The sequence below is a fragment of the Streptomyces sp. NPDC102278 genome (genome assembly GCF_044766345.1).
Lineage (GTDB): Bacteria > Actinomycetota > Actinomycetes > Streptomycetales > Streptomycetaceae > Streptomyces.
The window spans coordinates 21,534-34,936 of record NZ_JBIWLV010000006.1 but is presented as its reverse complement, the minus strand read 5'-3'; the positions used below and the strand labels follow the sequence as shown (position 1 = coordinate 34,936).

At 73.7% G+C, this 13,403-nt stretch carries 13 protein-coding genes; 4 read left to right on the top strand and 9 right to left on the bottom strand.

Annotation, left to right across the window (positions count from 1 at the left end; genetic code table 11):
• Nucleotides 1-12 precede the first annotated feature (12 nt).
• The 6 genes from ACIRO3_RS16935 to ACIRO3_RS16910 all read right to left on the bottom strand — a co-directional run bounded on the left by ACIRO3_RS16935 (nucleotide 13) and on the right by ACIRO3_RS16910 (nucleotide 6,734).
• Complete coding sequence (locus ACIRO3_RS16935; protein ID WP_404137222.1) at nucleotides 13-1,272, bottom strand: sensor histidine kinase; 1,260 nt, start codon at nucleotides 1,270-1,272, stop codon at nucleotides 13-15.
• Nucleotides 1,269-2,999 carry a cation acetate symporter gene (locus ACIRO3_RS16930; protein ID WP_404137220.1) on the bottom strand — a complete coding sequence of 577 codons (1,731 nt, stop codon included), beginning with the start codon at nucleotides 2,997-2,999 and terminating at the stop codon, nucleotides 1,269-1,271. The genes ACIRO3_RS16935 and ACIRO3_RS16930 overlap by 4 nt, the downstream gene beginning before the upstream one ends.
• A gap of 246 nt (nucleotides 3,000-3,245) precedes the next feature.
• On the bottom strand, nucleotides 3,246-3,521 hold the full coding sequence (locus ACIRO3_RS16925; RefSeq protein ID WP_361779096.1) for a hypothetical protein: 276 nt from the start codon (nucleotides 3,519-3,521) through the stop codon (nucleotides 3,246-3,248).
• Between the two features lie 178 nt (nucleotides 3,522-3,699).
• The gene (locus ACIRO3_RS16920; protein ID WP_404137216.1) at nucleotides 3,700-4,551 is read right to left on the bottom strand and encodes a LytR/AlgR family response regulator transcription factor; all 852 of its coding nucleotides are present in this window, start codon (nucleotides 4,549-4,551) and stop codon (nucleotides 3,700-3,702) included.
• 101 nt (nucleotides 4,552-4,652) lie between these two features.
• A complete protein-coding gene (locus ACIRO3_RS16915) occupies nucleotides 4,653-5,603 on the bottom strand; it encodes an SCO0930 family lipoprotein (RefSeq protein ID WP_361779273.1) in 951 nt (316 codons plus the stop codon).
• Between the two features lie 117 nt (nucleotides 5,604-5,720).
• Entirely contained in the window at nucleotides 5,721-6,734 is a 1,014-nt protein-coding gene (locus ACIRO3_RS16910; protein ID WP_361779276.1) for a GDSL-type esterase/lipase family protein, read from the bottom strand.
• A gap of 502 nt (nucleotides 6,735-7,236) precedes the next feature.
• Between ACIRO3_RS16910 and ACIRO3_RS16905 the strand changes: the two genes are divergently transcribed.
• Both ACIRO3_RS16905 and ACIRO3_RS16900 read left to right on the top strand, forming a co-directional pair.
• Entirely contained in the window at nucleotides 7,237-8,691 is a 1,455-nt protein-coding gene (locus ACIRO3_RS16905) for an amino acid transporter (protein WP_361779100.1), read from the top strand.
• Nucleotides 8,692-8,701: 10 nt separating this feature from the next.
• Nucleotides 8,702-9,157 carry an Lrp/AsnC family transcriptional regulator gene (locus ACIRO3_RS16900; protein ID WP_030027017.1) on the top strand — a complete coding sequence of 152 codons (456 nt, stop codon included), beginning with the start codon at nucleotides 8,702-8,704 and terminating at the stop codon, nucleotides 9,155-9,157.
• Nucleotides 9,158-9,181: 24 nt separating this feature from the next.
• Here ACIRO3_RS16900 and ACIRO3_RS16895 read toward each other — a convergent pair whose 3' ends face one another.
• The 3 genes from ACIRO3_RS16895 to ACIRO3_RS16885 form a co-directional block, all read right to left on the bottom strand.
• Nucleotides 9,182-9,673, bottom strand: a complete 492-nt coding sequence (locus ACIRO3_RS16895) for a hypothetical protein (RefSeq protein WP_404137211.1) — start codon at nucleotides 9,671-9,673, stop codon at nucleotides 9,182-9,184.
• A gap of 233 nt (nucleotides 9,674-9,906) precedes the next feature.
• Nucleotides 9,907-10,200: a WhiB family transcriptional regulator gene (locus ACIRO3_RS16890; protein WP_361779107.1), complete on the bottom strand. Its 294-nt coding sequence runs from the start codon at nucleotides 10,198-10,200 to the stop codon at nucleotides 9,907-9,909.
• Between the two features lie 230 nt (nucleotides 10,201-10,430).
• Nucleotides 10,431-11,141, bottom strand: coding sequence for a GNAT family N-acetyltransferase (locus ACIRO3_RS16885; protein WP_361779110.1), 711 nt, complete (start codon nucleotides 11,139-11,141; stop codon nucleotides 10,431-10,433).
• Between the two features lie 621 nt (nucleotides 11,142-11,762).
• Between ACIRO3_RS16885 and ACIRO3_RS16880 the strand changes: the two genes are divergently transcribed.
• Together ACIRO3_RS16880 and ACIRO3_RS16875 are read left to right on the top strand one after the other, a co-directional pair.
• Complete coding sequence (locus tag ACIRO3_RS16880; RefSeq protein WP_361779113.1) at nucleotides 11,763-12,392, top strand: cell envelope biogenesis protein OmpA; 630 nt, start codon at nucleotides 11,763-11,765, stop codon at nucleotides 12,390-12,392.
• 157 nt (nucleotides 12,393-12,549) lie between these two features.
• Entirely contained in the window at nucleotides 12,550-13,350 is an 801-nt protein-coding gene (locus ACIRO3_RS16875) for a carbon-nitrogen hydrolase family protein (RefSeq protein ID WP_361779116.1), read from the top strand.
• Nucleotides 13,351-13,403: the final 53 nt, after the last annotated feature.

Sequence of the window (13,403 nt, the reverse complement as noted above, 5' to 3'; positions counted from 1 at the left end):
ACAGGCGCCCGGTCAGTGCCGGTGGCGGTCCGGGGGGCCCGGGTCACCGGGCGCCGACGTGTGCACGCCCGCCCGGTACTTGGGGATCCGTATCGTGATCTTCATGCCGGCGCCCACACCCGTCTCGATGACGAGGCCGTACTCGTCCCCGTACACCTGCCGCATCCGCTCGTCGACGTTCGGCAGGCCGACACCCGAGGAGGAGCCGGTCCGCTCCCCGGCCAGGATCCGCCGCAGCAGCGCCGGATCCATCCCGACCCCGTTGTCCTCGATGGTCAGTACGGCCTCGGAACCCTCGTCCCGGGCCGCGATGGTGATCCGACACTCCTCGGTGGAGTCCTCCAGCCCGTGCTTGACCGCGTTCTCCACCAGCGGTTGCAGGCACAGGAACGGCAGCGCCACCGGCAGCACCTCCGGCGCCACCCGCAACGTCACCTTCAGCCGGTCGCCGAACCGGGCCCCCGCCAGGGCCAGGTACTGCTCGATGGAACGCAACTCCTCGGCCAGCGTGGTGAAGTCGCCGTGCCGACGGAACGAGTAGCGGGTGAAGTCCGCGAACTCCAGCAGCAGCTCCCGCGCCCGCTCCGGGTCGGTCCGGACGAACGAGGCGATCGCGGCCAGGGAGTTGAAGATGAAGTGCGGGGATATCTGCGCCCGCAACGCCTTGATCTCCGCCTCCATCAGCCGGGTGCGCGAGCGGTCCAGCTCCGACAGTTCCAGCTGCACCGAGACCCACCGCGCGACCTCCGTCGCGGCCCGCACCAGCACCGCCGACTCCCGCGAGCCGTACGCGACGAGCGCGCCCAACATCCCGTCCTCACCGGTCAGCGGAGCGAACACCGCCCACTTCAGCGGACAGCCGGGCCGCTGACAGTCGGTGCGCAGACTCACGCTGCGCCCCGATTCAAGCATCTCCGTCACCCGGTCCATCGCCCGCCGCTCGTGGTGATCGGCGCCCGGCCCGTCCCAGGCCAACACCGCCACCCGGTCGGTGAGGCACAGCGCCTCCGTGCCGAGCAGCGACCTCAGCCGCCTGGCGGCCTTGCGGGCCGCGTCCTCGGTGAGCCCGGCCCGCAGCGGGGGAGCGGCCAACGAAGCGGTGTGCAGCGTGTGGAACGTGGCCCGCTCGACGGGAGTACCGAGGTCCAGCCCCGACGCCCGGTCGCCGCGCCGCGCCTGCCACCGCCCCCCGGCCCAGCCCAACCCCAGCAGCAGCGCCGCACCCGCCAGGGCCGGCGCCGCGAGCGCCACCGCGCCCAGGGTGCCGGTCACCGCGCGTCCCCGGCGCGGTTCCCGGCCACGTCCTCCGGCAGATGCAGCCGGGCCAGGGTCGCCGCGGTCCCCGCCGGGATCCGGGACCTCGTACCCAGCGACACCGCCACCATCGTCAGGAAGCCCAGCGGCACCGACCACACCGCCGGCCAGGCCAGCAGGGTGTGCGACCAGCCCGGCGCCGCCAGCCCGCAGCGGGTCGCCACCACCGCGCCCAACGCCGCCCCGCCCCCGGTGACCAGCCCGGCGACCGCCCCCGGCGGGGTCAGCCCGCGCCACCAGATGCCCAGTACCAACAGGGGGCAGAAGGAGGACGCGGACACCGCGAAGGCCAGGCCCACCGCGTCCGCCACCGGTACCGCCGTCGCCGCCACCGCGCCCACCAGCGGAACCAGCATCGCGACCACCACCGCGAACCGGAAGCTGCGCACCCCCCGCCTCGGCAGCACGTCCTGGTGCAGCACCCCGGCCACCGCCATGGTCAACCCCGAGGCCGTCGACAGGAACGCCGCGAACGCGCCCCCCGCCAACAACGCCCCCAACAGCTCGCCGAGCAGACCGCCCACCATCCGTCCCGGCAGCACCAGCACCGCGGCGTCGGCGTCACCGGTCAGCGCCAGCTCGGGCGTGTAGATCCGGCCCAGCGTCCCGTAGACCGGCGGCAGCAGGTAGAAGATCCCCACCAGCCCCAGCACCACCAGCGTGGTGCGCCGGGCGGTCCGCCCGTCCGGGCTCGTGTAGAACCGCACCGCCACGTGCGGCAGGCCCATCGTGCCGAGGAAGGTCGCCAGGATCAGCCCGTACGTGGCGTACAGCTGGTGCCCCCGCCGCTCCCCGGACAACGGCTCCGACCAACTGGACGGGCCCGGCCCCGACTCGGCGCGGGCGTCGGGCACCGGGCTGTTCGGCGCGAACTCCAGCAGGGTGCCCGCCCGTACCGCGTGCTGCCCGGTGGCCAGGACCAGCGACTCGCCCTCGACGTCACGCCCGTCCACCCGCCCGGTCACCGTCAGGGCCAACGGCTCGTCCAACGCGATCCGCAGGTCCTCGCCCACCGTCACCGCCGTGTGCTCACGGAAGACCGCCGGGGCGTCGAAGCCCGCGCGCGGGGCCCCGTCCCCCGCCCAGGCCGCGATCAGGAAGAAGGCCGGCACCAGCAGGGCGGTGAGTTTGAGCCAGTACTGGAACGCCTGGACGAAGGTGATGCTGCGCATCCCGCCGGCCCCCACGGCCGCCGTCACCACACCGGCCACGACCAGCCCGCCGACCCAGGTCGGGGCCCCGGTCAGGATCTCCAGGGTCAGCCCGGCACCCTGCAACTGGGGCAGCAGGTAGAGCCAGCCCACCCCTACGACGAACAACACGGCGATCCGACGCACCGCCCGCGACTCCAACCGGGCTTCGGCGAAGTCGGGCAGCGTGTACGCGCCCGAGCGCCGCAACGGGGCCGCCACCAGCACGAGCAACACCAGGTACCCGGCCGTGTAGCCGACCGGATACCAGAGCATCTGCGGCCCCTGGAGCAACACCAGCCCCGCGATGCCGAGGAACGAGGCGGCGGAGAGGTACTCCCCGCCGATGGCCGCCGCGTTCAGACGGGGACCCACGGTGCGCGAGGCGACGTAGAAGTCGGAGGTGGTCCGGGATATCCGCAGGCCCAACGCCCCGACGAGCACCGTGACCAGGACGACGACGGTGACCGCGGTCAGCGCGTACGTCTGGTTCACCGGGCGGGTCCTTCGACGGGGGAAAGTGACGGGCGGAGGGGACTTCGGAGTCTATGCAGCGCCGCGCACCGGCGAACAGGCTCGTTCCGTCACGTCCGTGACGGGCCGGGGCCGACGGGCCGGGACCAGTCGACCGGGGATCGGCCCAGGCGGGGATCAGTCGACGGGGGACCAGTCGACCGGGGATCGGCCCGCCCGGGGATCGGCCGCCCGGGGGTCCGCTCGCCCGAGGTCAGGGGGCCGGCGTCAGCGGGCCGGGTCGCGGTGGTCCGCGCAGTCGCGCAGGGCGATCTCCAACTCCACGTACGACTCCTCCGCCCGACGGAAGGCCTGCATCAGGGCGGCCTCCGCGCGGGGCGGCAACTGCCGGCGGGTGCCGTCGTGGGCCTCGTACAGCAGGTCGGCCCAGCGGGCGGCCGCGCTCCGCAGCCGGGCCAGCAGGGCCTCGGCCTCGGCGGGCCCGGCGGGCCGGGTCCGGGGCAGTCCGGTCAGCGCGTCCAGCAGCGCCTCGATCTCGGACAACCGTTGCTCCTCCCACGCCGGAAGATCCACGATACGCGCGGCCGGCGGGCGCGGAAGGCGCCGGGGCGACCGGTGCGACCGACGGGCCCCGGGGATCGCCGTACGCCCCGCCCGGCGCGACGAACGGCGCGACGAACGGTGCGTCGGGCGGTGCGTCGGACGGTCGGCGGTGCGGGTGTCAGCCGGTGGCCTGGCGCATCAGCAGCTCGCGGAGTTCGCGTGCGTGGCGGCGGCTGACCTGGAGTTCCGCCGAGCCGACGCGCACGGTCGTGGCGCCGGCGTCCAGGCGCAGTTCGTCGATCCGGCGCAGCGCCACCAGGTGTCGGCGGTGGATCCGGACGAACCCGCGCGCCGCCCAGCGCTCCTCCAGCGTGGACAGCGGGATCCGTACCAGGTGGCTGCCCTCGTCGGTGTGCAGCCGGGCGTAGTCGCCCTGGGCCTCCACGTGGGCGATGTCGGATATCGCCACGAAGCGGGTGACCCCGCCCAGTTCGACGGCGATCTGATCGGGCGCGCGGTCGGCCGCGAGGACCCCCGGCGGGGTCCGGCCCTGACCGGGGACCGCCGCGACCGGCGGCGCGGCGCCGTCCGTTCCGGCGCCGGAGACCGGGAGTTCCGCCGCCGGCGGCTCCTGCGCCCGGCCGAGCTGGGCGCCGACCCGGCGGACGGCCTCGGCCAGCCGCTCGGGACGCACCGGCTTGAGGACGTAGTCGACCGCCTTGAGGTCGAAGGCCTGGACGGCGAACCCCTCGTGGGCGGTGACGAACACGATCAGCGGCGGCCGTGCGAACCCGGCCAGCAGCCGGGCGATGTCCAGGCCGGTCAACCCCGCCATGTGGATGTCGAGGAAGACCACGTCGATGCCGTCGGGACCGTCCGGGCCGCTCTCCAGCGCCCGCGTGATCCGGCGCAGCGCCTCGGTGGCGTCCGAGGCCCCCTCGGCGCTGCGGACCCTCGGGTCGGAACGCAGCAGGTAGAGGAGTTCCTCCAGCAGGGGTCTCTCGTCGTCGACGGCCAGTGCGCGCAGCATGAGGACGAGTCTAGGTTTCGCTCCGCCGGGGCGGAACGGGGGCGCGACCCCCGCCGGGGGGAGGGGGGCGGGGGTCGCGCGTTCAGGATGGTCCGTGGCGCCTACTTGGCGGTGGTGATGAGCTTGCCCTCGGGGGAGACGGCGTACCAGGTGCCGCCGACGCCCTGGCCGTTGGTGTCGCCGGCCTTCTTGTCGCCGCTGAAGGTGTAGATGGGCCAGCAGTCGATGGACTGCTGCTTCTTGCCGTCGGGGCGGTTCAGGACCGTGTAGCCCTTCTCGACGATGCCCTTGGCGTTGGCCTTGTCGACCGGGGCCACCACCGGCCACTTGGCCACGCAGGCGTCCTCGCAGTTGGACTTCATCGGCCAGGCGCTGTCCTTCTTGAACCGGTAGACGGTCATGCCGTTGCCGTCGACGATGTGCTCGCCCAGCTTCGGGTCCTTGGCCACGGTCAGCGCGCCGGTCGCCTCGCCCGCCCCTTCCGGAGCGGGGGCGGGAGCCGCCGCCGCGTCCTTGGCCGCCTTCTTGCCGTCGGGGGCCGAGGCGAACCAGGTGCCGCCGACGCCCTGGCCGTTGGTGTCGCCGGCCTTGGTGTCCTTGCTGTACCGGTACATCGGCCAGCCCGCCACCGTCAGCTGCCTGCTCCCGTCGGCGCGCTCCACCTCGCCCAGCAGCGCCGCGTCCACGCCCGCGGCGGCGGTGACGTCCCCGGCGGGGACGACCGGCCACGTGGTGGCGCAGGCACCCTCGCAGTTCGACTTCGGCGGCTTCGGGGTGTCCTTGTCGAAGCGGTACAGGGTGAACCCGGCGCCGTCGGTGAGCACGGAGCCGAGCTTGCCGTCGGCGGCGACGGCCAGTTGGCCGGCGGGCTTGGCCTCGGCGGCGGCCGCGGGGTCCGCGCCGGCGCCGGCGCCGTAGGGATCCGCCGCGGGAGCCACGGCCCCGGCCGGCTGGGTGTTGCCGCCGGCCTTGTCGGCTCCGCCGCACGCCGTCGCCGAAAGGGCGACCGCGACTGCGACGACGGCCAGGGTGGTTCCGCGCTTGAAGCCCATCTTGATCTCTCCCACGTGTGATGACTGCCGAGTCCGTCGCCGGAGCGTCGGCAACTTGTGCAGGACACGTCGTCGGGGGAGCGAACCGTTCAGCGCGCGGGGTGTGTCGTCTTTCACCTAGCCCGCGTCGAACCCGGCCCGGCGCAGAGCCGTGCACACAGCGAGGCCGAGAACCCGGTGTCCGTCGTCGTCGGGGTGCAGCCCGTCCGCGAGGTGCTCGGGTCCCAGCAGGTCCCGCCCGGGCAACAGCGCCAACCGGGCGTCCCCGGCGGCCATCCGGTCGCGGGTGGCGCGCTCCATGGCGTCGCGCAGGGCGCCCAGGGTGGCGCCGAGCCGGTTCGGCGTCCGCTCGGCGTCGGGGCGCAGCACCGGGGAGAGGAGCAGCAGCGGGGTGCTCGGGTGCCCCTGCCGGACCAGGTCGAGGAAGGCGCGCGTGGTCTCGTACAGCATCGCCGGGGTGAACGGCACCCGGGACCAGCAGTTGGTGCCGAAGGCCAGGGTGAGCACGTCGGCGGGGAGCCCCGCGATCTGTTCGGCAGTGGCGAGTTCCCCGCGCGCGGCGCCCGCGTAGCCGAGGTTGACCGTGTCCCAGCCCAGCGACCGGCCGGCGACGGCGGGCCAGCCGTGGGCGGGGCGGGTGGACCACCAGCCCTCGGTGATGGAGTCGCCGTGCACCACCCAGCGCGGGGCCGTCGGGGCGGGGGCGATCGGGCCGCCGACCCCGCGGATCCCGAGGATCACGGGGGAATGGGCCTCGGGCGGGTGGACGGTGAACGGTCCGCGCCCGCCGGTGATCGCGATGCGTACGACGGCCTCCGCGGCCGGCTCGGTGAAGACCTCGGTGAGCATGCCGTGCCGGTTCCACAGCGCGAAGCCGTGCGCGAGGTCGCGCAGCGCGTCGGTGGGGCCGGGCACGGTCGCCCGGTAGCGGATCTCCACGGCGTGCGCCGACCCGGTGGTGAACTCCAGCCGCACCCCGATGGGCAGGGCGGCCCGCTCGCCGGTGTCCCAGGGCAGCCGCATGGTGTCCGCCGGGTCGGCGCGCACGGGCCGTCCCTCGTCCAGCCAGGCGACACCGCGCAGGAAGGGCCCGGGGTCCAACCACCCGCCGTCCGCCTCCAGTGGTCTCACCACGCTCACTCGTCGCCTCCGCTCGTCGGGTACGGGAACCTCGCGCCGACCCCGCGGTCGACCACCATCGTCTGCCCGTCACGTGCGGGAACACCCCTCACGTGCGGAAACACCGCACAGGTGTGCGGACGTCGGCCCGTCGCCGACCGCGGTGGCGCCCGCGGCCGCGCCGTCCTGGCGGCACCGTGCGGCAGATCTGACGAGGAGTCAAGGATGCGCCGCCGGAGAGGCTCGAAGGGGGGTCGCGCAGTGATCGATCGTCCGCGCGCAACAAAGGACCATCCAGGACAGATCCGCGCAACGATCGTGCGCCAATGTGCAAGGATGGTGCATTACGGGCGGTATCCCTCAGCTCGTAGGCTCACTCGCTGTACGTGGAGTGGCGTGGACCGCCTGCTCGGCGGTCCCCCATGCCCAGGTCGGCTCCTGCCCGCCTGCTCCTGCTCCGGACCGCTGCGGTCGATGCCTGAATCCCCACCCGCAGTGTCAAAGGAGTCCCCTCGTGCTCGAAACCGGCCAGGCGCCACCGCTCACCTCCGAGCCCCGCAAGCCTGCCCATCCTTTGCTGCGCCGCAAGCCGGTCGAGCAGCTGGTCGCCGAGGGCGGCCAGGGTGAGGGCGGCTCGCTGCGCCGCTCGCTCACCATGTGGCAGCTGACGATGATCAGCATCGGCGCCACCCTGGGCACCGGCATCTTCGTCGTCCTCGGCACGGCGGCCCCCAAGGCCGGCCCCGCCGTCACGATCTCCTTCGTCATCGCGGGCCTGACCGCGCTGTTCTCCGCGCTCTCCTACGCGGAGCTGGCCGGATCCGTGCCGGTCTCCGGTTCCTCGTACTCCTACTCCTACGCCACCATGGGCGAGCTCATCGCCTGGGTCTGCGGCTGGTGCCTGGTCCTGGAGTACGGCGTGTCCGTCGCGGCGGTCGCCGTCGGCTGGGGCGAGTACCTCAACGAACTCCTCGACGGCACCATCGGCGTCACCATCCCCGAGGCGATATCCGCCCCGCTGGGCGAGGGCGGCTTCATCAACCTGCCCGCGCTGGTCGTGGTCCTGCTCGCCATGGTCTTCCTGATGGGCGGCGCGAAGGAGAGCGCCCGGGTCAACTCGATCATGGTGGGCGTGAAGATCGTCACGCTGCTGCTCTTCATCGGCATCGGCTTCATGGGCATCAAGGCCGGCAACTACACCCCGCTCGCCCCGCTCGGCATCACCGGCATCAGCGCCGCCGCCTCCACGCTGTTCTTCTCGTACATCGGCTTCGACGCCGCCTCCACCGCGGGTGAAGAGGCCGAGAACCCCAAGCGCGACCTGCCCCGCGCGATCATGCTCTCGCTGGGCATCGTCACCGTGCTCTACGTCCTCGTCGCCTTCGTCGCCGTCGGCGCCATGCCGTGGCAGGACTTCGAGGGCACCGAGGCCGCGCTGGCACAGATCATGACCGACGTCTCCGGGCACACCTTCTGGGGAGTCGTCCTCGCCGCCGGCGCCGTCGTCGCCATCGCGTCGGTGGTCTTCGCCGTGCTCTACGGCCAGACCCGCATCCTCTTCGCCATGTCCCGCGACGGCCTCGTGCCCAAGGTCTTCGCCAAGGTCAACCCGAAGACCGGCGCCCCCCGCGCCAACGTCGTGATCGTCTCCCTCTTCTGCGGGATCCTCGCGTCCTTCATCCCGCTCGGCAAACTGGCCGACGCCACCAGCATCGGCACCCTCTTCGCCTTCGGCCTGGTCAACGTCGCCGTCATCATCCTGCGCCGCACCAAGCCGGACCTGCCGCGCACCTTCAAGGTGGCGCTGTTCCCGATCACGCCCATCCTCGGTTTCCTCGCCTGCGGCTACATGATGTTCAGCCTGGACACCGTCACGTGGATCGTTTTCGGTGGCTGGATGGCAGCGGGTCTCGTGTTCTACTTCCTGTACGGCATTCGCCGCTCCCGACTGGCCACAGCAGAGAAGTGATCCACCCGCAGTGCGACTGAACGATCTCGACGAACGCATCGTGCACGCCCTCGCCGAGGACGCCCGACGTTCCTACGCGGACATCGGCTCCGAGGTCGGACTCTCGGCCCCCGCCGTCAAACGGCGCGTGGACCGGCTGCGCGCCGAGGGGGCCATCACCGGCTTCACCGTCCGGGTCGATCCCGCCGCCATGGGCTGGGAGACCGAGGGCTTCATCGAGATCTACTGTCGCCACAACACCTCGCCGGACGACATCCGGCGGGGGTTGGAGCGGTACCCCGAGGTCGTGTCCGCGTCCACCGTCACCGGTGACGCGGACGCCCTCGTCCAGATCTTCGCCTCCGACATGAGGCACTTCGAACGCGTACTGGAGCGGATCGCGGGCGAGCCGTTCGTGGAACGCACCAAGTCCGTCCTGGTCCTCTCGCCGCTGCTGCGCCGCTTCACCTCGGGAGCACCGGCGTAGCTCGCCGGGATCCGCGACCGGGGCTCAGCAGTACGCCTCGCGCGCCACGGCCGCGCCCTTCTTCCAACCGTTCGAGAACTGCTGGTTCGCCGAGGGCGGCGCGCTCGCGTCACAGCTCCCCTTGACGGCGTCCCACCCGGCGACGACACCGGCCTTGTACGGGTCGCCGCCCGCCCGGGCGTGAGCGTCCGCCTCGTCCCCGCCGCCGCACTTGATGTCCCGGCCGCCCTGGGACACGGTGTACGCGCCGTTCTGCCGCTTCGGGAGCGTGAAGGCGCCGTCGGGGCCGACCTCGAACCGGCCGCCCTGGGCGGTCGGCGAGGACAGGACGGCGGCCCCCGGCTCGAACCCCTTGCCGGACACGGACACCGTTCCATCGGGACCGGTGACCGACGCGGAGCAGGTGGCCGCGGGCGCGGCCGCCCCGGCGCCGCCCGAGGAGACCACCAGGGAGCCGACGGCGAGGGCGCCGGTCGCCAGCGGGGTGAGCACGGTCAGACGGATGCGTCGCTTCATGGGTGTTCCTCCCGTGGGACCCCCGGTCGACAGAACGCGTCGCGCGGCCCACGCGCCCCGGCGCGACCGCTGCCCCCAACCGCCCCATTTTATCCCGGTGGCAACGGCGCCGCCCGCTCTCGCCGACAGGTCGGGGCGGCCAGCGGGCCGGGACAGCAGAACGGGTCGGACGCGTTCGCACGTCCGACCCGTCGTCGTTCCCGATCCCTTTCGCGCCCGCCCGGGCGGCTCTTCTACACATGGGCGGGGGCGCGCCGACCGCCCAGGAGGGCGTGCCGCTCCTCCTCGGTCAGGCCGCCCCAGACCCCGAAGGCCTCACGGGTGCGCAGCGCGTGTTCGAGGCAGGCCGTCCGTACAGGGCATCCGGCGCAGACCCGCTTGGCGGCCTCGTCGCGGTCCTCGCGGTCCTCGCCCCGCTCACCGGCGGGGTGGAAGAAGCGGCCGGACCCCAGGTCCCGACAGGCCGCCCGGGACTGCCACTGCCAGTTGTCGGGGGCGGAACCCGGCAGGCGGGAGACGTCGGTCATGGCGGTTCCTTTCCAAGGGGTACGTGGGTTCCCCCGCGTGTGACCGCTCACCGCCCCCTGAAACATCCCCGGCACGCAAGGGAGTTGGACGCCGACCGGGCGCCGCGGGCGCCGGTCGGGTCGGGGGGTGGGATGGGCGCCGCACACTGCGTGGCCACCGCCACCCCCCTGTTCATCGCTACCCACCCCGAACCTAAGGCGCCGGGTGCGCCCATTCAATGAACCCCGTGTTAAGCCTTCTTTTCGTCGCCCGGGGTCCGCAGCCCGATGAACACCGGCTCGCGGCGCAGGACGAAGCCCATCGACGTGTACAGGCGGACGGCGTTCACGTTGCTCGCGGCGGCGTGCAGGAACGGCACGTCGCCGCGCTCGCGGATGCCGGCCGCCACCGCCCGGATCAGTCGCGCCGCCAGCCCCTTCCCCCGGTGGTCGGGGTGCGTGCACACGGCGCTGATCTCCGTCCAGCCCGGCGGTCGCATCCGCTCCCCGGCCATCGCGACCAGCCGGCCCTCGTGCCGGATCCCGAGGTACGTGCCCAGCTCGACGGTGCGCGGGAGGAAGGGCCCCGGCTCGGTCAGCCGGACCAGGTCCAGCATCTCGGGGACGTCGGCCGCCCCGAGCCGCACCGCCTCGGGCGCCGACTCGCCGGGCACCCCGCTGCCGTCGAGCTGGACGCCCGGTACGGCCAACACCGTCTCCCAGCCGGCGGGCGGCGTCGGCAACCCCGTCAACCAGACCTCCGTGCCCGGGCCCACCAGCGCCGCGAGGTCCGCCCAGGCGCGCGGGTCGTCCGGGTCCTCCAGGGCGGCGAAGGGGTTCGCGTCCGTCCGGTAGCGGGCGGCGCGCCCACCGGACACCGCGAAGTCGCGGTGCGGGCCGCTCAGCGCGGCCCAGACCGGATTGTCGAGGGGATGTGTACCGGTGTCCGTGCGGGGGGACATGAGGTGCGGGGATCCTTCCGTCGAATACGCGGGGTCGTCGGTTCGTGACCGACTTCTTGACGGCCCCGCGCGACGCCGTGAGACTGCGGGGGACGGTCAGGATCGTCAGCGCCCACGACGGGCGGGTTTATGCCCCGACGACAGGACGAGATCGGTGGAGATGGCCCGGAGACCCGAGGCGGGGACACATCCCCTCCGCCGCTCGTGGCTGACCCGACGCCTCCACATCGACCTGCTCCGCGTCTGCAGCGCCTTCGCCGCGCGCGCCTGAAGCCCCCGCCCCGCCCCGGCCGATCCGGCCGTGCCCGCCCCGCGCGGCCGACGCCCTTGCCGCGCCGGTCCGCCGGGGCGTGTGCGACGGACCCGGGGCGAGCCGCCGGAGCCCCTGAAGCCCGGCGCGGCCGGGGACGCGCCGGCATGCCGCCGTACGCCCCCTTCCGTCCGGACCCGCGGCCGCGCCCACCGCACACCTTCCGTCCGGACCCGCGGCCGCGCCCACCGCACCCCGCCCGTCCCGGCCCGGGGCCCCGCAGGCTAGGGCCCCGCAGGCCCGGGTCCCGCTCGCCGACGCCCCACCCCGCAGGCCCGTGCCGGGCCCGGTACCGACGACCGAGGAGAGCCATGCTCCAGATGACCCTGCCCCGCACCGCCCCCGTCCCGGCCCCCCGGGGCCGCATCGGCAGCGGCTTCTCGCCCGACCCCCGCCGCTACCACCTCTACCTCTCCGCCGGCTGTCCCCGCTCCCTGCGGGTGACCACCGCCCTGCGTCTCCTCGGCCTCGCCGACTCCGTGGGCACCACCGTGCTCGGCGACCCGGCCTCCCACGCGGCCCTGCGCGCCGCGTACGAGGCCGCCGGACACCACTACGACGGCACCCTCGCCGTTCCCGCGCTCTGCGACACCTGGAGCGGCCGCGTGGTCAGCAACCACACCCCCGACATCCTCGACGACCTCGCCGTCGGCCTCGCGGGCCGTCCCGACCTGGCCCCGCCCGCCCCTGCCGCGCTCGCCCCGGCCGTCCGGGCGCTCCTGGACGACGCCGCGCCGCGGGCCGAACGATCGGCCGCCCTCGCCCTGCTGGAACACCGCCTCGCCCGGTCCCCGTACGCCCTGGGCGACCTGCCGACCGTCACCGACGTGGACCTGTGGGTGGCGCTGCGACACCGCCCCGAGCCGCTCGCGGCGGGGCCGGCCGTACGCTCGTACCTGGGTCGTCTCCGCGCCCATCCGGCCTTCCGCACGGGCGAGTGAATCGGCGGCGGAGGGGGTGCGCGCAACGAATCGCCGCCTGCCCCGCCGAATGCGCAACGAATCGATCCTCTGAGCGCAACGGTGACGGCTTGTCCCGGTCGAACGCCCGAACGTACCGTCTAATGACCCCCTCCCCACCTGTCACAGAGGTACGCCCATGCCCCCGCTGCGCACCGCCCTCCTCCAGAGCTCCGGACGGCTCGGCGACACCGCCGCGAACCTGAAGGCGCTCGACGAGGCCGCGGCACGTGCCGCACAGGGCGGGGCCGGGCTCCTCGTGACGTCGGAGATGTTCCTGACCGGCTACGCGCTGGACCTCCAGGACATCCCCGGCCTCGCCGAACCGGTCGACGGCCCGTCCGCCGTCGCCATCGGCGAGATCGCCCGCCGCCACGGTGTCGCCGTCCTGTACGGCTACCCGGAGCGGGCGGGCGACGCCGTCTTCAACTCCGCGCAGCTCATCGGCCCCGACGGGACCCCGCTCGCGAACCACCGCAAGACCCACCTCTTCGGCGGCTTCGAGCGGGACGCCTTCACCGCCGGCGACACCCCCGTCGTCCAGGCGGACCTGAACGGCCTCCGTGTCGGCATCATGATCTGCTACGACGTGGAGTTCCCCGAGAACGTCCGCGCGCACGCGCTGGCCGGCACGGACCTCCTCCTGGTCCCGACCGCGCAGATGCACCCGTTCCAGTTCGTCGCCGAGCAGCTGGTCCCCGTCCGGGCCTTCGAGAACCAGATGTACATCGCGTACGTCAACCGCACCGGCCCCGAGGGCGAGTTCGAGTTCGTCGGCCTCAGCTGCCTGGCCGGTCCCGACGGGGTCACCCGGACCCGGGCCGGCCGCGGCGAGGAGCTCGTCTTCGGCGAGGCCGACCCGGAACTGCTGCGGGCCTCGCGCGAGACCAACCCCTACCTGCGCGACCGCCGCCCGGGGCTGTACGCCTCGCTGGTCTGACCCCCCCCAGATCCCCCGCACCTCCCGGAACCCCGGTCCCGGGCCCGCCCCCG